Genomic DNA, 20,782 nt, shown 5'->3' with positions numbered 1-20,782 from the left:
CCGGGATCCTTCGACCGGCGGCGTGCCGGGGCAGCCCCTATGCTGCCTGCCCATGGTGCTCGCGGACGACGAGGTCGAGCTGGACGAGGCCGCGCTGTGGGTGCGGCACGGCGTGCCGCCCGTGATGGCGCGCCCGCACCGGCACGACGACCTGGAGCTCAACCTCGTGCACACCGGGCGGCTGGAGTACCTCTTCGGGGGCTCCGGCCTGCGGGTCGAGGCGGGCGAGGTCGCGCTGTTCTGGGGCGGCACCCCGCACCAGCTCGTCCACCCGTGCGCGACGCCGACCGACGTGTCCTGGGTGCACATCCCGCTCACGGAGGTGCTGCGCTGGGCGCTGCCCACGGAGCACGTCGCGGTGCTGCTCAGTGCCCGGCCCGTCGTGGTGCCGGCGGCCGTGCTGGTGCGCGACGTCGCCGCGCTGTTCGCGAGCTGGCACCGCGACGTCCTCGACGGCGGGCACCGCACGGTGGTCATGCTGGAGGCGCAGGCGTTCGTGCGTCGGGTGCTGGACAGCCCGGCGGGTCCCGCGGGCGCGGCCGGCCCAGCGGGTTCGGGGCCCGGGGCCGCGGAGGTGCCCCTGTCCGGCGCCGCAGCCCGGGCCACGGCCATGGCGCAGTACGTCGCGGAGCACTACCGGGAGCCGATCACCGCGACGGACGTGGCCCGCGCCGTCCACCTGAGTCCCAGCCACGCGATGACGCTGTTCAAGCGGGTGGTCGGCACCACGGTCGGCGCGTACATCGCGAGGTGCCGGGTCGCGGAGGCGCAGCGGCTGCTGATCACCTCGGACCGCACCGCCGCCGAGATCGCGCACGCCGCGGGGTTCACCGCGCAGAGCAGCTTCTACGACACGTTCCGCCAGGTGTGCGGCGTCGCCCCGGGCGACTACCGGCGCGGCCTCCGCTGACCCGGAACGCGCCGGCGGGCTCCCGGGGTTAACGATCGTTAACCAGCGGGCTATGCTGCGGCACATGACCACCGACGTCGGCGTTGGACCGGATCTGCGCACCCTGACCGCGCAGCTGCGCGAACGGCTGGCGCGCGTGCGCCAGGGCGGTTCGCCCGAGGCGCGCGCCCGCCACACCGGGCGCGGCAAGCTGCTGGCCCGTGACCGGGTCGACCGGCTGCTCGACCCCGGCAGCCCCTTCCTGGAGATCGGGGCCCTGGCCGCCTACGACATGTACGGGGGCGAGTGGGCCGTGCCCAGCGCGGGCATCGTCACCGGGATCGGGCGCATCGCGGGGCGGCAGTGCGTGGTCGTCGCCAACGACGCCACCGTCAAGGGCGGCACCTACTACCCCGTGACGGTGAAGAAGCACCTGCGCGCCCAGCAGATCGCTGCCGAGAACCACCTGCCGTGCGTCTACCTCGTCGACTCCGGCGGCGCCTACCTGCCCATGCAGGACGAGGTGTTCCCCGACCGCGAGCACTTCGGGCGCATCTTCTACAACCAGGCCAACCTGTCGGCCCGTGGCATCCCGCAGGTCGCCGCCGTCATGGGCTCGTGCACCGCGGGCGGCGCGTACGTGCCCGCGATGAGCGACGAGGCCGTCATCGTGCGCGACCAGGGCACGATCTTCCTCGGCGGGCCACCCCTGGTGCAGGCCGCCACGGGCGAGGTCGTCACGGCGGAGGAGCTGGGCGGCGGCGTCGTGCACACCACCACCTCCGGCGTCGCGGACCACCTGGCCGACGACGACGCCCACGCCCTGCGCATCGTGCGCGAGATCGTCGCGACGACCCCGGCGCCCGCGCAGGTGCTGGACCGGGTGCCGCCCGAGGAGCCCGAGGCGGACCCCGACGGGCTCTACGACGTGCCCGCCGACCCGCGCACCCCGTACGACGTGCGCGACGTGATCCGGCGCATCGTCGACGGCTCCCAGCTGCAGGAGTTCAAGGCCCGCTACGGCGAGACACTGGTCTGTGGCTTCGCGCGGATCGACGGCTACCAGGTCGGCATCGTGGCCAACAACGGCATCCTGTTCTCCGAGTCCGCGCTCAAGGGCGCGCACTTCGTACAGCTCTGCGACCAGCGGCGCATCCCGCTGGTGTTCCTGCAGAACATCGCCGGGTTCATGGTCGGCAAGGAGTACGAGCACCGCGGCATCGCCAAGGACGGCGCCAAGCTGGTCACGGCCGTGGCCTGCACCTCCGTGCCCCGGTTCACCGTGGTGCTCGGCGGCTCGTTCGGCGCCGGCAACTACGGCATGAGCGGCCGCGCCTACGACCCCCGGTTCCTGTGGATGTGGCCCGGCGCCCGCATCTCCGTCATGGGCGGCGAGCAGGCCGCGTCCGTCCTGGCCACCGTCCGCAAGGACCTCGCCGACGCCCCCGCGGCCGACGTCGAGGCGTTCAAGGCCCCGATCCGCGCCCAGTACGAGACCCAGGGCAACCCCTACTACGCCACGGCGCGCCTCTGGGACGACGGCGTGGTCGACCCCGCCGACACCCGCCGCGTCCTGGCCCTCGGGCTGGCCGCCACGGCCGCCGCCCCGATCCCCGCGCCCTCCTACGGCATCTTCCGGATGTGATGACGATGCACACCCTCCTGATCGCCAACCGCGGCGAGATCGCCCTGCGGATCATCCGCACCGCCCGCCGCCTCGGGCTGCGCACCGTCGCCGTCCACTCCGACGCCGACACCGGCGCCCCGCACACCCGCGCCGCCGACGTCGCCGTCCGCCTCGGCCCGACGCCGCCCGCCGAGTCCTACCTGTCGATCCCCGCGCTGCTCGCCGCCGCCAAGGAGACCGGCGCCGACGCCGTCCACCCCGGGTACGGGTTCCTGTCCGAGCGGGCCGAGCTCGCGCGTGCCGTCGTCGGCGCCGGGCTGATCTGGGTGGGGCCGCCCCCCGAGGCGATGGACGCCATGGCGCGCAAGGACACGGCGCGGGAGATCGCGCGGGAGGCCGGTGTGCCCGTGCTCCAGGAGATCCCGCTGCGCGGACGCACGCCCTCCGCCGTCACGTTCCCGCTCCTGGTCAAGGCCGCAGCCGGCGGCGGCGGCAAGGGCATGCGCATCGTGCGCTCCGAGCCCGAGCTCGCCCCGGCGATCGCGGCGGCCGGGCGCGAGGCCGCCGCCGCGTTCGGCGACGACACCCTGCTGCTCGAACGGTTCGTCGAACGCGGCCGCCACGTCGAGGTCCAGGTCCTTGCCGACGAGCACGGCAACGTGCTGCACCTGCACGAACGCGACTGCTCCGCCCAGCGCCGCCACCAGAAGGTCCTGGAGGAGGCGCCCGCCCCCGACCTCGACCCCGCCCTGCGCGACGCGCTGCACCGATGGACCGTGAACCTGGCCCGCCAGGTGGGCTACACCGGCGTCGGCACCGCGGAGTTCCTCGTCGACACCCGGCAGGGCATCGAGGGCGCCTGGTTCCTCGAGATGAACACCCGCCTCCAGGTCGAGCACCCCGTCACCGAGGAGGTCGTGCGCGTGCGCGGGCAGCGCATCGACCTCGTCGAGCAGCAGCTCCTGGTCGCCGCCGGCGAACCGCTCGGCTTCACGCAGGACGACGTCACCGTCGTCGGCCACGCCATGGAGGCGCGGATCTACGCCGAGGACGCCTTCGGCGGGTTCCTGCCGCAGGCAGGCACCGCGACCCGGGTGCGCTGGCCCGGCTCGCCCGGCGTCCGGGTCGAGGCCGGGCTGGAGGACGGCACCGTCGTCCCCGCCGCCTACGACCCCATGATCGGCAAGATCATCACCCGCGGCGCCGACCGCGAGGCCGCCCGCCAGGCCCTCGTCGACGCCCTCGACGACACCGCGATCGGCGGGCTCGTGACCAACACCGGGTTCGTGCGGGCGCTCGCGGACTCCGGCGCGTTCCGCGACGGCGAGGTGCACACCGCGTGGCTCGACACGCACGAGCTGCCCGCGCCGGACCCGGGACCCGCGCTCGTCGCGGCGGCCTGGACGGTGGCCGCGGCCGCCGTGCGTGCCGGCGGCGACGGCTGGCGGCTCGCCGGGCCGCCCGCCGACACCTGGGTCGAGCTCGACGACGTGGTGCTGCGCGTGAGCACCGCCCGCGGCGAGGTGCGGCGCGACGGCGAGCCGCCGACGTCGTGCCGCGCGGCGGGCGGTGCCGCGGCGGGTGCCGCAGCGGACGGCACCGGTGGCCTGGAGCTGCTGGAGCTGGACGGCGTCACGGCCCGGTTCGTGGTCGACGTCCGCCCGCGCTCGGTCGAGGTGAGCACCCGCGGGCACACGTTCCGGTTCACCCGGCCCGGTGGCTCCCGCGCCGCCGAGGCCGACCTGTCCGACGGCGTCGTCGTCGCCGCGATGCCCGGGTCCCTGACCCGGGTCGACGTGCGCGACGGCGAGCCGGTGACCGCCGGGCAGACGCTCGGCGTGCTGGAGGCGATGAAGATGGAGCTGGCACTGGTGGCGCCGTCCGACGGCGTGGTGCGCGTGCGCGCGACCGCGGGGGAGCAGGTCGCGGCGCGGCAGGTGCTCTTCGTGCTGGAGGTGCCCGATGCCTGAGCCGGTCCCCGGGTCGATGCCTGCGTCGGCGCCTCGCGAGTACCGCACGCCCCAGGTGGTGCGCGACCCGGCCCTGCCCGAGCGCGTGACGGTCTACGAGGTGGGACCGCGCGACGGCCTGCAGAACGAGCGGGCGGTGGTCCCGACCGCGGTCAAGGTGGACCTGGTCGAGCGCCTGCTCGACGCCGGCCTGCCGTACGTGGAGGCCACGAGCCTGGTGCACCCGCGCTGGGTGCCGCAGCTCGCCGACGCCGCCGACGTGCTCGCGGCGCTGGTGGACCGGCTCGGTGACCACGCCCGCGACCTGCCGGTGCTGGTGCCCAACGAGCGCGGCCTGGAACGGGCCTACGACCTGGGCCTGCGGCACATCGCGGTGTTCGCCAGCGCCACGGACTCGTTCGCGCGCCGCAACCTGAACCGGTCCCTGGACGAGCAGTACGCGATGTTCGAGCCGGTCATGACGCGGGCGCGCGCCGCGGGGATGCGGGTGCGGGCGTACGTCTCGATGTGCTTCGGCGACCCGTGGGAGGGCGACGTGCCGCTGGACCAGGTGGTCACGGCCGGCAAGCGCCTCATGGACCTGGGCGCGGAGCAGCTCTCGCTCGGCGACACGATCGGCGTCGGCACGCCGGGGCACGTGACCGCGCTCCTGGACGCGCTGAACGCGGCCGGCCTGCCCGACGACGTGCTGGCCCTGCACGCCCACGACACCTACGGGCAGGCGCTGGGCAACGTCGCCGCCGCGCTGCGGCACGGGGTGACCACGTTCGACACGTCGGCCGGGGGCCTGGGCGGGTGCCCCTACGCGGAGTCGGCCACGGGCAACCTCGCCACGGAGGACCTGCTGTGGATGCTCGACGGGCTCGGGATCAGCACGGGGGTCTCGCTGCCTCGGGTGGTGGAGACCAGCGCCTGGCTGGAGCCGCATCTGGACCACGAGCTCACGAGCCGGGCGTACCGGGCGCTGGGAGGCTCGGGCTCCTAGCGACCCCGTGCAGCAGGTCCAGCGCCGCCTCGACGGGGCGGGTGGCGCGGAGCCGGCTGACGGACCGCATGGAGAACGTGAGCGAGACGTCGAGGGGCAGGACGACGGCGCCGGGCGCGGGGCGCAGCACCATGCGGGGGATCGCGGCGACGCCGAGCCCGGCCGCGACGAACGCGGCCACCAGGCTCATGTCGGGGCTCTCGACCACGACGCTCCGGCGCAGGCCGCGCGCGGCCAGCTCGCGCTCGATGATCACGCGGTTGCCGAACCCAGGCGGGCCGTCGACGAACGGCTCGCCGACGAGCTCCTCCAGGGAGAGCACCGCGCGCCCGGCCAGCTCATGGGCCTCCGGGACCACCGCGACGAACTCGTCGGCCAGCAGCTCGTGCGACCGCAGGCCCGCCAGGTCCGCGGCCGGCAGCCCGGTGATCGCGACGTCCAGCCGGCCCGCCCGGACGTCGTCGACCAGGCCCGTCGAGCCGGTGGGCGAGGCGACGACGCTGAGCGCGACGCCCGGGTAGAGCTGGTGGAACCGCCCGGCCAGCGCCGGGATGTCGAGCATGTCGGAGTTGGCGAAGACCCCGAGGCGCAGCCGCCCCCGCAGGCCGCTCTCGGCGGCGGCCACGACGTCGTAGACGCGGTCCAGCGACTCGACCGCGGCCCGCGCCTCGGGCAGGAGCGCGCGGCCGGCGTCGGACAGCTCGACCCGGCGGGTGGAGCGCACGAAGAGCGTCGCCCGCACCTCCCGTTCGAGCGTGCGCACGCCCGCCGAGACCGCCGACTGGACGGTCTGCAGCCGGTGCGCGGCGCGCGTGAAGCTGCCCTCCTCCGCGACGGCGATGAAGTACTCCAGGTGCCGGGTGTCCATGGGGCCATCGTCGCAGAGTTATCGCGAGAAGCGATAGACCGCATCACAATGATTCGCTTGTCCTGATGAATGTGCCGGGCGCAGACTGCTGGGGTGACGAACACGCAGACCTACCCCGCCCCGCCCGTACCGACCCGTGCCGGTCCGCGGCGCCACGGCGCCGGGTTCTGGGTCACCGGTCTGACCTTCCTGCTGCTCATGGCGTTCTCGACGGTGCCGACCCCGCTCTACCCGCTGTACGTGGCCCGCGACGGGTACGGGCCGTTCACGGTGACGGTGATCTTCGCCGCCTACGCGGTGGGCGTCGTGGCGAGCCTCTTCTTCGTGGGGCACCTGAGCGACCGGGTCGGACGGCGCCCGCTGGTCCTGCTCGCCGCCGCGCTGGAGCTCCTGGCCGCGGTGGTCTTTCTGGCCCGGGACGACCTGGCCGGGCTGGTCGCGGCCCGGCTGGTCTCCGGTGTCGGGATCGGCGCGCTGACGGCGACGGCCACCGCCTACCTCGCCGAGCTGGACGGCGCCCGGTCCCGCCCGGCACCGGCCCGCGCGGCCGTGGTCGCCACCGTCGCGAACCTCGGCGGGTTGGGGCTCGGACCGCTCCTGTCCGGGCTGATCGCCGAGCCGTCGGCCGATCCGCTGGTACTGCCGTACGCGGTGTTCGCCGGGGTGCTGGTGCTGCTCCTGGTCGGCACGCTGCTGGTGCCCGAGACGGTCCTGCACCGGCCGGGCCTGCGGCCCTACCGCCCCCAGCGCGTGGCGATCGGCCCCGAGGCCCGGCGTCCGTTCGTGGCGAACGCGGTCGGCGCGTTCACGGCCTTCGCCGTGTTCGGCCTGTTCAGCTCGGTCGCGGCGTCGTTCGTGCACGACGAGCTGGGGCAGACGTCGCTGGTGGTCACCGGGGTCGTCGCGGCCACGCCGTTCCTGGCCGGCGCGCTCGGGCAGTCCGTCGTCGCGGGCGTCGCACCGGCCCGCCAGCTGCGCGCGGCCACGGCCCTGATGATCGTGGGTCCGGCCGCCCTGTTCGGCGGCGTCGTGCTGCCGTCGACGGCGCTCTTCCTGACGGGTGGCCTGCTCGCCGGCGGCGGGGCGGGTCTGCTCTTCAAGTCCGCCCTGGGCCGGACGGCGGCGCTGGTGCCGCCCGCCGAGCGGGCCGAGGCCCTCGCCCTTGTGTTCCTCGTGGGCTACGCCGGGCTGGTGGTCCCCGTGCTCGCGGTCGGCGTCGGCCTCGTGTACCTGCCGGCACCGCTGGTCCTGGGGGTGTTCGTGGTGCTCGTCGCGCTTGCCGGGGCGTGGTCCGCCGCGGCGATGCGGCGTTCCTGAGCAGGGACGATGTGATGTGCGCGACGAGCGGGTTCGCGGGCGGGCGATGGAGCGTAGGGTCACAACCGTGACTCTGAAGATCGGGTACAAGGCGTCCGCCGAGCAGTTCGGGCCGCGCGAGCTGGTTGAGCTCGCAGTACGCGCCGAGGAGGTGGGACTGGACAGCGCGATGGTCTCCGACCACTTCCTGCCGTGGCGGCACGAGGGGGGTCATGCGCCCTCAGCCCTCGCCTGGCTCGCCGCGGCGGGGGAGCGGACCTCCCGCATCCAGCTCGGCACGAGCGTGCTCACCCCTACGTTCCGCTACAACCCCGCGGTGATCGCGCAGCAGTTCGCGACGCTCGCCCTGCTCACCGAGAACCGCGTGATCCTCGGTGTCGGCACGGGTGAGGCTCTTAACGAGACGGCCGTCTCCGGCATGGAGTGGCCCGAGTTCAAGGAGCGGTTCGCGCGCCTGCGTGAGGCCGTGCAGCTCATGCGTGCCCTGTGGACCGAGGAGTCCGTGGACTTCAAGGGCGACTACTACGAGCTGGTCGGCGCCAACATCTACGACCGGCCCGTCAGCCCTGTGCCCGTCTACATCGCGGCCGGCGGGCCGCTCGTGGCGAAGTACGCGGGACGCGCGGGCGACGGCTTCATCTGCACCTCCGGCAAGGGCATGGACCTGTACACGGAGAAGCTGCTGCCCGCGGTCGCCGAGGGTGCCGAGAAGGCCGAGCGCGACGTCGCGGACGTCGACAAGATGATCGAGATCAAGATCTCCTACGACCGTGATCCCGCCGCCGCGCTGGAGAACACCCGGTTCTGGGCGCCGCTGTCGCTCACTCCGGAGCAGAAGCACAGCGTCACCTCGGCCACCGAGATGGAGCAGCTCGCGGACGAGCTGCCGATCGAGCAGGTCGCCAAGCGCTGGATCGTCGCCTCCGACCCCGACGAGGCCGTCGCGATGATCAAGCCCTACGTCGACGCAGGCCTCAACCACCTGGTGGTGCACGGGCCGGGTCACGACCAGGAGCGGTTCCTGACGCAGTTCAGCGAGGACGTGCTGCCGCGGCTGCGGTCGCTCTGACGTCCTGGCCGGCCCGGACGGGCCTGGTCAGGGCGTCCTGACCAGGCCCGTCTCGTACGCGAGGATCACCAGGGCGGCCCGGTCCCGCGCGCCGAGCTTGGCGAGCAGCCGGCTCACGTAGGTGCGCGCGGTGGCGGGGCTCAGGTAGAGCTCCGCGGCGATCTCGTCGTTGGTCAGCCCGCGGCCGAGCTGCTGCAGCACCTCGCGCTCGCGCTCGGTGAGTGCGGCCAGCCGGTCGTCGGCGCCGGCCCGGGGCGCCGGGGCCGCGGCGACGGCGCGCAGCACGGTCGCGGTCACGGCCGGGTCGAGCAGCGCGTCGCCCGCCGCGACCACGCGGACGGCGCGGCGCAGCTCGGCGGGCGCGACGTCCTTGAGCAGGTAACCGGCCGCGCCCGACCGGACGGCCTCGAAGACGTGCTCGTCCTCGTCGAACGTGGTCAGCACCAGCACGCGGGTGCCCGCCAGGGCGGGGTCCGCGACGATCTGCCGGGTAGCGGCCAGGCCGTCCAGCCGCGGCATCCGGATGTCCATCAGCACCACGTCGGGGCGCAGCTCCCGCACCCGCGAGACCCCCGCGAGCCCGTCTGCGGCCTCGCCGACCACCACGATGTCGCCCTCGCTCTCGGCGAGCGCGCGCAGCCCCGCCCGCACGAGCTCCTGGTCGTCCACCAGCACGATCCGGATCATGGCGCTCAGCCTTCCAGACGCAGGGGCAGGTCGGCGGCCACGACGAACCCGCCGCCCGGGGCGTTGCCCGTGGTCAGGGTGCCGCCGAGCACGGCAGCGCGCTCACGCATCCCGGAGATCCCCGAGCCGGGCACCGGTGCGGGACCGGCCCCGCGTCCGTCGTCGGACACGCGGATCGCGAGGCGCCTGCCGTCGACCCGCGCGGACACCGTCACGCGTGAGGCCCCGGCGTGCCGCAGCGCGTTGGTCAGGGACTCCTGCGCGATCCGGTAGGCGGCGGCGTCGATCGCGCCGTCGAGGACGCCGTCCGGCACGTCGAGCGTCACGTCGACGGCGAGCCCGGTGGCGCGGGCGGAGGCAGCGAGGGCCTCGACCCCGGCCAGGCCGGTCGGGGCCGGGCTCGCGGCGTCGCCCACGGGCGCGCGGAGCACCCGCACCGTGGACCGCAGCTCGTGCAGCGTGCCCGACGTCGCCTGCCGCACGTGCTCCAGCGCTCCCCGGGCCGCGTCGTCGTCCCGGCCCACGGCCTCGGCCGCGACGCCCGAGTGCAGGGCGATCACGGACAGGTTGTGCCCCACGACGTCGTGCAGGTCGCGGGCGATGCGCAGCCGCTCGGCCTGGAGCCGCTGCTCGGCGGCGTGCGCCTGATGCACCCGGGCCTCCCGGGACAACCGCACCGCGACGCCCAGCGCGATCGCCGCCGCGACCAGCGCGAGGTTCGTGACCAGGTCGTACGGCGTCAGGTACTCCTCGGCCGTGCCCGTCACCCGGTAGTAGGTGGCGACCGCGACCAGGACGGCGCCGCCGCCGACCGCCCAGCCGGTGCGCCCCATCTCCGCTGCCGAGTAGAGGGCCGCGATCGCGGGCAGCGCCATGCCGATCGGCGCGAACTGGAACGTGTAGTAGACGAACACCGCAAGCACGGTGACCACGAGCACGGTGCGCGGCAGCCGCCGCCGCAGCAGGACCAGCGCCCCGAAGCCCGCCGCGAACAGGTAGGCGCCGGGCCCGGCGTGGTGGGCCGCGTCGGGGTCGGCGGCGATGACCACGGCGACCAGCAGCGCCATGGCGATCGCCAGGACGACGTCGGTGACACGTGGGTCCACGGCGTACGGGACCTCGCTCTTCTCGGGCACACCGACACCCTACGGACGGCCCGACCCTGAGGCATCAGACCAGGGTCCAGGGTCGGTGTCGCCCCCAGGCGACACCAGGAGACGATCCCGGGCCGATGTGGCGGGGCGGGTCCGGCGGGCACCGTCGGGGCATGACCTCATCACAGCCTCCCGCCCGGCCGACGCCGGGGCCCGCGGCCGTCCCCGTCCCGTGGACCCTCGTCGCCGGCCTGTCCGCGCTGGCCCTGCTCTGGCCGCTGACCGGCCTGACCGGCGCGCTCGGCACCGGCGCACCCCGCGCGCTGGCCATCATCGGCATCACCGCGGCCGTCTGGATCGGCGTCGTCGGGCTGGGCCGCGTGCCCCGCCCCGTGCTCACCCTGACGCTGACCGGTCTCGCCTACGGGCTGGTCGCCCACACGATCGGACTCCTGGTTCCTGTGCTGTCCGGGTTCGGCGGTCCCGGCGACGGCCCGGCGTGGACCCTGATCCCGGCCCTGGCGTTCGACGCCATGTGGGGCGCCCTCGCGGGCGTCGTGGCAGCGGGCGTGCAGCGGCTGCGCGGGGCGGGCCGATGAGGCGCGTCGGCCCGGTTCGCGTGGCCGGGTCCGTGGCCGCCGGTACGGTGGCGCTGCTGCTCGGGCTCGCCGGTTGCGGCCTGGTCCCCGGCTCCGTCACCCCCGTGGACGAGGTGGAGTTCACGAACGAGCTCGCGATTCCGCCCCTGGCGCCGTCGCGCGTCGTGGACGGCGCGCGCGTCTTCTCCCTGAGGGCGCAGGAGGGCACCACCGAGTTCCTGCCCGGCGTCGAGACGCGCACCTGGGGATTCGACGGTCCCTACCTCGGCCCGACCCTGCGCGCCGAGCGCGGCGAACGCGTCGCCGTCGAGGTCACCAACGACCTCGACGAGCCCACCAGCGTGCACTGGCACGGCATGCACCTGCCCGCGGCCATGGACGGCGGCCCCCACCAGGAGGTCGAGCCGGGCGGGACCTGGCGGCCCACCTGGCGGATCGACCAGCCAGCCGCCACCCTCTGGTACCACCCGCACCCCCACGGAGCCACGGAGAAGCACGTCTACCGCGGCCTGGCGGGCATGTTCCTGCTCGACGACGACGCCTCTCGCGCCGCCGACCTGCCGCAGGAGTACGGCGTCGACGACGTGCCCGTCGTCGTGCAGGACAAGGTGCTCGACGACGCCGGCCAGCTCCAGCTGTCGGACGACGGCAGCGAGCCCGGCACGCTCGGCGGGACGGTGCTGGCCAACGGGACGGTCGGGGCGTACCACGAGGTCACGACCGAGGCCGTGCGCCTGCGCCTGCTCAACGGGTCGACCGCCCGCACCTACCAGCTCGGCTTCGCCGACCGGGAGATGGACCTCGTCGCCACCGACGGCGGGCTGCTCGACGCCCCGGTCCGGCTCGAGCAGGTGCGGCTCGCTCCCGGCGAGCGCGCCGAGGTCGTCGTCCGGATGGAGCCCGGCGAGACCACCCGCCTGCACTCGTTCGAGGCCGACCTCGGGGGCGTCGTCGTCCCGTTCGCGATGGGCGGCAACGACGACTTCGACGTCCTGGAGCTGCGCGCCACAGACCGGCTCGCGCCGTCGCCCGAACCCGCCTGGACGACGTCGGCACACGCCGCGGACGACGCGCTGCGGGAGTCCGACGCCACCGTGACGCGCGAGTTCGAGCTCGACGACCGGCGCATCAACGGCCGGACCATGGACATGGGCCGCATCGACGAGACCGCCACCGTGGACGCCACCGAGGTGTGGGAGGTGCGCAGCATCGTGCCGATGCCGCACACCTTCCACGTGCACGACGTCCAGTTCCGCGTCCTGACGGTCGACGGCGACCCGCCACCGCCCGAGCTCGCCGGCCCCAAGGACACCGTGTACCTGGAGCCGAACCGCACCTACCGGCTGCTCATGCGGTTCGAGGACTACACCGACCCGGACGTGCCCTACATGTTCCACTGCCACATGCTGCTGCACGAGGACGAGGGGATGATGGGCCAGTTCGTCGTCGTCGAACCGGGGCAGGACGCGGGGACGGTGCCCGAGCACGACGGCGGGGCGGAACACGGGGATCACAGCGATGCCGATGCCGGGGGCTCCGGGCCGGACGTGACTCCAGCCACGGACGCGCACCAGGGGCAGCACTGAACCTGTGGCACGCTCGTCGCGTGACCCTCTCGCTGCCCCGCACCATCACGCACGTCCTGCTCGACCTCGACGGCACCCTCACCGACTCCGCACCCGGCATCATCGCGTCCCTGCGCGCCGGCTTCGCCGACGCCGGGTTCGCCGTCCCGTCCGCGGAGGTACTGCGGGCCTTCGTCGGCCCGCCCCTCGGGGCCAGCATGACCGGCATCGGCTTCTCCCGGGCCGACGCCGAGGCCGTGATCACCGCCTACCGGCGCGACTTCGAGGTCCACGGCATGATCGGCGGCAACTCCGTGTTCCCCGGCATCCCGGAGGCGCTCGCGGGCTTGCGGGACGCCGGGGTGACGCTCCTGGTCGCGACCGCGAAGCCCCAGCCCTACGCGAAGCAGATCGCGGAGCACTTCGGGCTGGCCGGCTATCTGACCGGCGGCCTCGACGGCGTCCACGGCGCGGCCGCCGAGTCCGCTGGCCTGGTGCAGGGCAAGGAGGTCGTGGTCGAGCGGGCGCTGGCGCACGCGGTGGCGCTCGGGGCCGACGCCGGTCAGGTCGTGATGGTGGGCGACCGCGAGCACGACGTGCACGCCGCCGCCCACCACGGCGTGGCGACCGTCGGCGTGGCCTGGGGCTACGGGGCGCCGGGCGAGCTGGAGACGGCGGGCGCGGCGGCCGTCGCGGCGACGCCGGAGGAGCTGCGCAAGCTGCTCACGAACTGAGGACGGGCGGCGCGCTCCCGCCGGCGGCGGGCGACACCCGTCGGGGCGTCGTCCTCCGCCGGACGACGCCTCCTCAGCGACCGAGGACGTCGTCGAAGGCGTGCTGCACCCGCTCGTCGATCACGACGAACCGCACCTCGCGGGGGCTGCCGTCCGGATGTCCGGCGAGCCAGCTCCGGGCGGTCGCCACGGCGATGCGGGCGACGTCGGACACGGGCCAGCCGTAGGCGCCCGCGCTCACCGCGGGGAACGCGACCGACCGCACGTCGAGCTCGGCGGCGACGTCGAGCGACCGCGCGAAGCAGGAGGCGAGCAGGGTCGGGTCGTCCTGACCGCGATGCAGGTTGGGTCCGACCGTGTGGATCACCCACGAGGCGGGCAGGTCGAACGCGGGGGTCGCCACGGCGTCGCCGACGGCCAGCCCGTCCGGGTGGGTGGTCTTGCGCAGGCGTCGGCAGGCCTCCAGCAGGCGGGGCCCGGCGGCGGCGTGGATCGCGCCGTCGACCCCGCCGCCGCCCAGCAGCAGCGAGTTCGCGGCGTTGACCACGGCGTCGGCCTCCACGCGGGTGAGGTCACCGATCTCGACGGACAGGCTCATGTGGCTGCTCCTGGGTGGGATGTCGGGGTGGTTGCCGGTGCGCCCGCCGCGCTGCCGGGACGTTCCATCCATTTGTACTCCTCGGTCACCGCCGTCCAGCCGAACTGCTCGTAGAGCCCGTGCGCGTCGGCGGTCGCGAGGATCGTGCGGCGCAGCCCGAGCTGGTCCAGCTCCGCGACGACGCCCGCGACGAGCAGCTTTCCGATGCCCTGCCCACGTAGCTCCGGGTCGACGATGACGTCGGCGAGCCACGCGAACGTCGCGCCGTCGGTCACGACGCGGGCGAACCCCACCTGCTCACCCGTGGCCCGGCGGTAGACGCCGTAGGGCCGGGAACCCGCGATCGCGGCGTCCATGACCTCGCGCGGGCGATCCTTGGCCCAGTAGGCGTGCCGGGCGACGAGCTCGTGCACGCGGGCGGCGTCGATGCGGTCCGGGTCGGTGGAGAACTCGTAGGGCTGGTCGTCGTTCATGTGCTGGAGTCAACCACTGGACACCGACACGGGCCGAGGCAATTGCGGTTCGCGGGTGTCCTGGTGCCGGGGGCAGCCGTCCCGCACGCGATACCCCGTGGGTGGGCCGGTCGCGGGTTCTTACGCGGCAGGCAGAAGCGCATGTGGATACCGGGCGTGCACCAGTGGTGGCGGATATCGTCGAACGAGCATCCGCGGGTTTGATGTCTTTTTGGGTGGCTTATGAGGCGAGGGGCTGGTTCATGGACAACGGGCAGAGCTACGAGGGCATGAGCCACGTGCTCCTGGACGACGACGCCTTCGCCGAGCTGGTCAGGCTGGACGAACTGGAGGACAGGCCGCACTGGCCGTCCGAGGCCGTACCGGTCGCGCTGTGGCCGGTGGAGCCCCTGCGTTCCGCGCTGACCAGCGCGATCGGCCTCAAGCTGGCGCAAGTGGTCGCCGAGGCCACCGACCCGGACGCCGAGCTGTTGGCGGAGCTCCCGGACGACGCCCTGGGCGACCTGATGATCGCGTGCGGCCGCCTGCAGTCCTGGGCCGCGGGCCTGCAGGCCCGGACCGTGGCCGAGCGAGCGAGCCGGGAGACCGGTCCGCTGGCGCACAGCTCGCTGGTCGCGCAGGTGACGGGTGAGCTGGCGGTCACCGGGACGGAGGCGTCCGAGGTCGTGGTGCGCGGCGAGTCCGGGGCGGACCATCCCTCCGTGATCCGCGCCCTGACGACCGGGCGGATCGACGTGAAGAAGGCCCACACCCTGCTGCGGTCCGCCGCGCAGCTCACCCTCGAGGAACGCGCGGAGGCGATCGCCCGGTACCTGCCGCACGCCCCGTTCCGTACGTGGCGCTGGCTGCGGTCGAAGATGCTGGCGTTCGCGAGGACGCGGCATGGCGCCGAGCAGGCGGCCAAGGCCGCGGCGGCGCGCCGTTCGGTGCAGATCGACCGGGCCGGGGACGACATGGCCTGGCTGTCGGCCTACCTGCCCGCGGTCGACGCCGCAGCGGTGTGGGGCGTGCTCGACGACCTGGCCCACCAGCTCCGGCGCGCGCCCGGCGAGGAGCGGGACCTGGGCCAGCTGCGGGCGGACTGCCTGACGGGGATCGTCACCGGCCGGCTACGGACGGCCGACGGGCCCGAGGCCGACGACCGGACCGACGGCGACGGCTCCCGCGACGGGGCGCGCAGCGACGGGACCGGCGATGCGGCGGGCACCCGCGTCTGCACGTGCGGTGGCCGGGCCCCGGTGCGGCGGACCGTCATGCGCATGGTGCCGACCAGGCCCGTGGTGCGGGTCACCGTCCCGGCCAGCGCCCTGCTGGGCCAGGACGACGCCCCCGGCGAGCTGGAGGGTTTCGGGCCCGTCACCGCGGACCTGGCCGGCCGGATCGCCGCCGACGCGACCTGGCAGCGCCTGGTCACCGACCCGCTGACCGGGGTCCTCACCGACTACTCGACCACCTCGTACCGGCCGGGCAAGGTGCTGCGGCAGGCGGTGGTCGCGCGCGACGGGACCTGCGAGTTCCCGCAGTGCGAGCACCCCGCGGACCAGGACGACCTGGACCACATCGTGCCCTTCGACCACGACCTCGACACCGAGACCCTGCCCCCGGGCACCCCGGGCCAGACGCGTGCCGACAACCTCCAGCCCCTGTGCCGACGGCACCACCTGCTGAAGACACACGGCGGCTGGAGCGTCGTCCGGGACGCGACCAGCGGCATCACGACCTGGACCGCACCCTCAGGCCGGGTGCACACGCGGCCGCCGACCGTATTGGACACGCACATCGACATCGCCGACGCGACCAACGCCGGCACGACCGAGACGGCAGACGGCGACACGAGCTACGACCTGACGCTGCGGTCCCCGTCCAGGAAGCGTCCGCCGTGGCGGCACTCGATGAAGCACTCGATGAAGGGGGACAGCGCGGCACTCGCGGGCGCCGATGCGGGACGGAGCACGCCCGCCGAACCACCGTTCTGAGCGTCGACCATGAAGCGGGCCGGTGGCCAAGCGCCTATCCCGCGTACTGCCGGCAGAACTCCCGCAGCGGTCCCTCGGGCACCACGTCGAGCAGTTCCCGGTACCGGCCCGCCGCGTCATCGGCGCGCCCCGAGCGGCGGGCCAGGTCTGCCAGGGCGAGGCTCGCGTCGCGGGCGGCGTACGGCGGACCCTCGGCGACGAGTTTCTCCAGCTCGTGCTCGACCGGCGCGAGGTCGCCGCCGTCGCGCAGCGCGAGCCGGCCGAGCACCACGAGCCGGGCGACGCGCGTGGCGGGCGACGGCCAGGTGGCCAGAAGCACGTCGTAGAGCTGGGCGAGACGCGGCCAGTCCGTACCCGCGGCGTCCGGCGCGGTCGCGTGGACCCCGGAGATCGCGGCCTCGAGTGCGAACCTGCCGGGCGACACCGAATCCGGCCCGGAATAGTGGGCGAGCGCCGCCGCCGCGTCGTCCAGGCCGGCGCGCAGCAAGCGGTGGTCCCAGGCCATGCGGTCCACTTCGTCGAGCGGGAGCGCCACCCCGTCGCGCACCCGGCCGGGCCGTCGCGCCAGGCCGAGCCGGCACACGGCGCGCAGGCCGAGCACCTCGGGGTCGTCCGGGTACTCCGCGGCGAGGGCCTCTGCCAGCGTGTAGGCATCGCGCGCCGGGTCCTGCGTGGCGTCGGCGGGCTGGAGCGCCTCGCGCTGCCCCACGGTGAACAGCCCCGCCACGCAGGCGAGCACGACGGGCAGCCGGGCCTCCCGGGCGTGCTCGTCCGGCACTGCGAACTCGCCACGTGCCCGGGCCAGCGCCGACTTGGCCCGGGTCAGCCGCGCTGCCGCGGTGGCCTCAGCGATGCCGAGATGACCCGCGATCTGCCGGATCGTGAGCCCGCACACCACGCGCATCGCCAGGACGAGCTGCGCCCCGGGCGCCAGGGCGTCGTCGCACGCCACGAACAGCAGCGCGAGGCGGTCGTCCAGGTCGTCACCCGGGGCGTGCGGCACGTCCACGTCGGCCACCTCCGGGCGGGCGAGCTGGGGCTGGAGCCGGTCGAACACGGTCCGGTGACGCAGCGCGTCGAACCAGGTCCGGCGCCCGACCTGAACGCACCAGCCGACCAGGTCGTCGATGGTGCCGCCCGGCTGCGCGGCGGCGCGCGCGAACGCCTCCGCCGCGTACTCCTCGCCGCGGTCGAGGCTGCGCGTGGTCACGGCGAGCGACCGCACCACCTGTGGCCAGGCGGTGCGGAACGCCGCGGGGTCGATCACCTGTCAGGAACCGAAGTGCAGTACCTTGCGCCACTCGACCGCGTGACCAGAGGGGACGAGCGCCGCGATCTTGCGGGCCGTGGCCTCGTCGCAGTCGACCTGGTAGAAGCCCGTGATCACCTCGTTGGTGTCGGTGAACGGTGCGTCGGTGTAGACCGGTTCGGCGCCGTCCTTGCCGACCGCCACCCAACCGCCGTACTTGGCGTTCTGCAGGGCCGCGGCGCCGGAGATCTTCGCGCCGAGGTCGGCCACGGCCTCCTGGAAGCGACCGTGCGCGGCCATGTCCTCGTCCTCGCGCCGGTCGCGGCCCTGCGTGTTCTCGGGCAGGTAGGCGTCCGAGTCCCAGTCGTTCTCGCGGATCAGGAAGACCCAGGTGTCAGTCATGGCGAGCTCCTCTTACGGGAATGTTGACACGCCTTGGACGCGCGAGCGAGACCGGAATCGACAGTCTCGGGAGAACTCGTCAGCCGATCACCGCGACCGGGACCGAGATCGGCGTCCCGGAGCCGTCCCGGCGCTGGTCCTCCTCAGGCAGCTCGACCGGCTGGCCGCCGGCGCCGAGTGCACGCGGGGGAGTGGCGCCGACCCAGGCGAGGATCAGACCGTCCTCGCCCTTGAGCAGCCGCTGCGACCGCACACCGCCGGTCGCCCGGCCCTTGCCCGGGTACAGCGCGAACGGCGTCACCTTGCCCGCGCCCGGCTCGATGCCCGGCAGCGCGTCGCCCGCGCCCGCGATGGTCACCACGGTCGCCTCGACCCCGGCTGGGACCGCGCCGAAGAACACCGCGCGCCGCCCCTCGGCGAGCTTGATGCCGGCCATGCCGCCGGCGGCCCGGCCCTGCGGGCGGACGGCGGAGGCGGGGAAGTGCAGCAGCGACGTGTCGTCGGCGACGAAGACCAGCTCGTCGTCGTCCGAGACGACCGCGGCACCCACGACGGTGTCGCCGTCCTTGAGCGCGATCACGGGCCACTCGTCGCCCTTGGCCGGTGCGTCGGACGGTGCGATGCGCTTGACGACGCCCTGCGCGGTGCCGACGGCGATGGTCGGCGCGTCGGCGCCGAGCCCCGTCACGCCCAGCACGGACTCGCCACGCTCCAGCTCCACGAGCTCGCTGACCGGGATGCCGCCCGACAGGGACGGCGCACCGTCGGTCGGCGGGAGCGACGGCAGGTCGAGCACCGAGATCCGCAGCATCCGGCCGGCCGACGTCACCAGACCCACGGACCCGCGCGTCGTCGCGGACGCGTCGCCCCGCAGGGCGTCGTGCGCGGCGCGGTTACCCTCACGCGGCACGGGGACGTCCTCGGGCAGGCGGGCGAGCAGGCCCGTCGCGGACAGCACCACGCGGGTGGGCTGGTCCTTGATCTGCAGATCGATGGGTTCGACGTTCTTCTTGCGTCCGTTCGCCGGGGCCACGGCCACCGAGCCGATGGACCCGCCCGCGGCGTCGAGCAGCACGGTGCGGCGCGGCGTACCGTAGGTCTTGGCCACCTCGCCCATCTCGGTGCTGACCAGGCGGCGCAGCAGCTTCTCGTCGCTCAGCAGCTGCTCCAGCTCCGCGATCTCGCGGCGCAGCTCCTCGGCCTCCTTCTCCAGCTCGATGCGGGAGAACTTGGTCAGCCGGCGCAGCTGCAGGTCGAGGATGTACGACGCCTGCGGCTCCGACAGGTCGAAGATCTCGCGCAGGCGGTCACGCGCGATGGCGGCGTCGTCGGACGAGCGAATCACCTGGATGACCTCGTCGATGTCGACGATCGCGATGAGCAGGCCGTCCACCAGGTGCAGGCGCTCCAGGCGCTTGTCCAGGCGGTACTGCGAGCGGCGCCGGACCACCAGGATCCGGTGGTCCACCCACACCCGCAGCATCTCCAGCAGGCCGAGCGTGCGCGGCTGGCCGTCGACGAGGGCCACGTTGTTGATGCCGAACGAGTCCTCGAGCGGCGTGACGCGGTAGAGCTGCTCCAGCACGGCGTCCGGGTCGAAGCCCGTCTTGACCTCGATGACCAGCCGCAGGCCGTGCGTGCGGTCCGTGAGGTCCTGGACGTTGGTCACGCCCTGGATGCGCTTGGCCTTGACGCCGTCGGCGATCTTCTCGATCACCTTCTCCGGGCCCACGAGGTAGGGCAGCTCGGTGATGACGATGCCCTTGCGGCGCGGGGTCACGTTCTCGATTCGCGCGGTGGCGCGGGTGCGGAAGGTTCCGCGGCCGGTGCGGTAGCCGTCGCGGACGCCGTCCAGGCCCACGATCTTGCCGCCCGTGGGCAGGTCGGGCCCGGGCACGAACCGCTGCAGGTCCTCCAGCGTGGCCTCGGGGTTCTTGATCAGGTGCTGCGCGGCGGAGACGACCTCGACGAGGTTGTGCGGTGCCATGTTCGTGGCCATGCCCACCGCGATGCCGGACGCGCCGTTGACCAGCAGGTTCGGGATCGCCGCCGGCAGCACCTCGGGCTGGGTGAGCTTGTTGTCGTAGTTCGGCACGAAGTCGACGACGTTCTCGTCCAGGCCCGTGGTCATCGCCATCGACGGCGCCGCGAGCCGCGCCTCGGTGTACCGGGGGGCGGCGGGGCCGTCGTCGAGGGAGCCGAAGTTGCCGTGGCCGTCCACGAGCGGGAGCCGCAGCGAGAAGTCCTGCGCGAGGCGCACCAGCGCGTCGTAGATGGGCGCGTCACCGTGGGGGTGCAGCTTTCCCATGACCTCGCCCACCACGCGCGACGACTTCACGTGTGCGCGGTCGGGCCGTAGCCCCATGTCCGACATCATGTAGAGGATGCGGCGCTGCACGGGCTTCAGGCCGTCGCGCGCGTCGGGGAGCGCCCGCGAGTAGATCACGGAGTAGGCGTACTCGAGGAACGAGGTCTCCATCTCCGAGGCGACGTCGATGTCCACGACCTTCTCGTGGATCTCGCTCTCGTCGAGCGGCTGCGACGGCTTGCGCGCCATGGTTCGTGGGGCTCCTGGACTGAAGGGGGCGGACGGGACAGGCAAACGGTACCCCGCGCCACCGACACACCAGCCCGCCCCACACCGCGCCTACACCAGATCCCGTGCCAGGTCACGGCGCCG

The 20,782-nt window shown here is 74.0% G+C and carries 18 protein-coding genes; 10 read left to right on the top strand and 8 right to left on the bottom strand.

Annotated elements, in window-relative coordinates; translation table 11 throughout:
- Positions 1–52 precede the first annotated feature (52 nt).
- The 4 genes from ACH47X_RS06275 (at position 53) to ACH47X_RS06260 (ending at position 5,471) form a co-directional block, all read left to right on the top strand.
- Entirely contained in the window at positions 53–910 is an 858-nt protein-coding gene (locus tag ACH47X_RS06275; RefSeq protein WP_397402454.1) for a helix-turn-helix domain-containing protein, read from the top strand.
- Positions 911–974: 64 nt separating this feature from the next.
- Positions 975–2,534 (top strand): acyl-CoA carboxylase subunit beta, encoded by a 1,560-nt coding sequence (locus ACH47X_RS06270; protein WP_397402452.1) that lies wholly within the window; start codon positions 975–977, stop codon positions 2,532–2,534.
- On the top strand, positions 2,534–4,486 hold the full coding sequence (locus tag ACH47X_RS06265; RefSeq protein WP_397402450.1) for an acetyl/propionyl/methylcrotonyl-CoA carboxylase subunit alpha: 1,953 nt from the start codon (positions 2,534–2,536) through the stop codon (positions 4,484–4,486). The genes ACH47X_RS06270 and ACH47X_RS06265 overlap by 1 nt, the downstream gene beginning before the upstream one ends.
- Complete coding sequence (locus ACH47X_RS06260) at positions 4,479–5,471, top strand: hydroxymethylglutaryl-CoA lyase (RefSeq protein ID WP_397402448.1); 993 nt, start codon at positions 4,479–4,481, stop codon at positions 5,469–5,471. Before ACH47X_RS06265 ends, ACH47X_RS06260 begins: the two co-directional genes overlap by 8 nt.
- Here ACH47X_RS06260 and ACH47X_RS06255 read toward each other — a convergent pair.
- Positions 5,428–6,339, bottom strand: coding sequence for a LysR family transcriptional regulator (locus ACH47X_RS06255; RefSeq protein ID WP_397402446.1), 912 nt, complete (start codon positions 6,337–6,339; stop codon positions 5,428–5,430). The genes ACH47X_RS06260 and ACH47X_RS06255 overlap by 44 nt on opposite strands.
- A 93-nt stretch (positions 6,340–6,432) precedes the next feature.
- On the opposite strand from ACH47X_RS06255, the gene ACH47X_RS06250 reads away from it, so the two are divergent.
- Together ACH47X_RS06250 and fgd are read left to right on the top strand one after the other, a co-directional pair.
- On the top strand, positions 6,433–7,656 hold the full coding sequence (locus ACH47X_RS06250; protein ID WP_397402444.1) for an MFS transporter: 1,224 nt from the start codon (positions 6,433–6,435) through the stop codon (positions 7,654–7,656).
- A gap of 67 nt (positions 7,657–7,723) precedes the next feature.
- A complete protein-coding gene (gene fgd / locus ACH47X_RS06245; protein ID WP_036966656.1) occupies positions 7,724–8,725 on the top strand; it encodes a glucose-6-phosphate dehydrogenase (coenzyme-F420) in 1,002 nt (333 codons plus the stop codon).
- Between the two features lie 27 nt (positions 8,726–8,752).
- On the opposite strand, the gene ACH47X_RS06240 is transcribed toward fgd, so the two are convergent.
- Complete coding sequence (locus ACH47X_RS06240) at positions 8,753–9,412, bottom strand: response regulator transcription factor (RefSeq protein WP_397402441.1); 660 nt, start codon at positions 9,410–9,412, stop codon at positions 8,753–8,755.
- 5 nt (positions 9,413–9,417) lie between these two features.
- Positions 9,418–10,548: a sensor histidine kinase gene (locus tag ACH47X_RS06235; RefSeq protein ID WP_397402439.1), complete on the bottom strand. Its 1,131-nt coding sequence runs from the start codon at positions 10,546–10,548 to the stop codon at positions 9,418–9,420.
- Between the two features lie 131 nt (positions 10,549–10,679).
- On the opposite strand from ACH47X_RS06235, the gene ACH47X_RS06230 reads away from it, so the two are divergent.
- The 3 genes from ACH47X_RS06230 to ACH47X_RS06220 are packed head-to-tail and all read left to right on the top strand — an operon-like array spanning position 10,680 to position 13,404.
- On the top strand, positions 10,680–11,105 hold the full coding sequence (locus ACH47X_RS06230; protein ID WP_397402437.1) for a hypothetical protein: 426 nt from the start codon (positions 10,680–10,682) through the stop codon (positions 11,103–11,105).
- On the top strand, positions 11,102–12,691 hold the full coding sequence (locus ACH47X_RS06225; protein WP_397402435.1) for a multicopper oxidase family protein: 1,590 nt from the start codon (positions 11,102–11,104) through the stop codon (positions 12,689–12,691). Before ACH47X_RS06230 ends, ACH47X_RS06225 begins: the two co-directional genes overlap by 4 nt.
- A gap of 20 nt (positions 12,692–12,711) precedes the next feature.
- Positions 12,712–13,404, top strand: coding sequence for an HAD hydrolase-like protein (locus ACH47X_RS06220; protein ID WP_397402433.1), 693 nt, complete (start codon positions 12,712–12,714; stop codon positions 13,402–13,404).
- A gap of 73 nt (positions 13,405–13,477) precedes the next feature.
- Here the strand turns inward: ACH47X_RS06220 and ACH47X_RS06215 are convergent, their stop codons facing one another.
- Together ACH47X_RS06215 and ACH47X_RS06210 are read right to left on the bottom strand one after the other, a co-directional pair.
- Positions 13,478–14,002, bottom strand: coding sequence for an O-acetyl-ADP-ribose deacetylase (locus ACH47X_RS06215; protein ID WP_397402431.1), 525 nt, complete (start codon positions 14,000–14,002; stop codon positions 13,478–13,480).
- A complete protein-coding gene (locus ACH47X_RS06210; RefSeq protein WP_397402429.1) occupies positions 13,999–14,475 on the bottom strand; it encodes a GNAT family N-acetyltransferase in 477 nt (158 codons plus the stop codon). Before ACH47X_RS06210 ends, ACH47X_RS06215 begins: the two co-directional genes overlap by 4 nt.
- A gap of 242 nt (positions 14,476–14,717) precedes the next feature.
- On the opposite strand from ACH47X_RS06210, the gene ACH47X_RS06205 reads away from it, so the two are divergent.
- Positions 14,718–16,451 (top strand): HNH endonuclease, encoded by a 1,734-nt coding sequence (locus tag ACH47X_RS06205; protein WP_397402427.1) that lies wholly within the window; start codon positions 14,718–14,720, stop codon positions 16,449–16,451.
- 34 nt (positions 16,452–16,485) lie between these two features.
- Here the strand turns inward: ACH47X_RS06205 and ACH47X_RS06200 are convergent, their stop codons facing one another.
- The 3 genes from ACH47X_RS06200 to ACH47X_RS06190 all read right to left on the bottom strand — a co-directional run bounded on the left by ACH47X_RS06200 (position 16,486) and on the right by ACH47X_RS06190 (position 20,659).
- Positions 16,486–17,718, bottom strand: a complete 1,233-nt coding sequence (locus tag ACH47X_RS06200; protein WP_397402425.1) for a DUF6596 domain-containing protein — start codon at positions 17,716–17,718, stop codon at positions 16,486–16,488.
- 3 nt (positions 17,719–17,721) lie between these two features.
- Positions 17,722–18,102, bottom strand: a complete 381-nt coding sequence (locus tag ACH47X_RS06195; protein ID WP_397402423.1) for a YciI family protein — start codon at positions 18,100–18,102, stop codon at positions 17,722–17,724.
- Positions 18,103–18,181: 79 nt separating this feature from the next.
- Complete coding sequence (locus ACH47X_RS06190) at positions 18,182–20,659, bottom strand: DNA topoisomerase (ATP-hydrolyzing) subunit A (RefSeq protein WP_397402421.1); 2,478 nt, start codon at positions 20,657–20,659, stop codon at positions 18,182–18,184.
- Between the last annotated feature and the right edge of the window lie 123 nt (positions 20,660–20,782).

Source organism: Promicromonospora kroppenstedtii, assembly GCF_044389675.1.
Classification (GTDB): Bacteria; Actinomycetota; Actinomycetes; order Actinomycetales; family Cellulomonadaceae; genus Promicromonospora; species Promicromonospora kroppenstedtii.
Note: the sequence above shows the minus strand (reverse complement) of the source record. Positions and strands in the feature narration are given on the sequence as shown.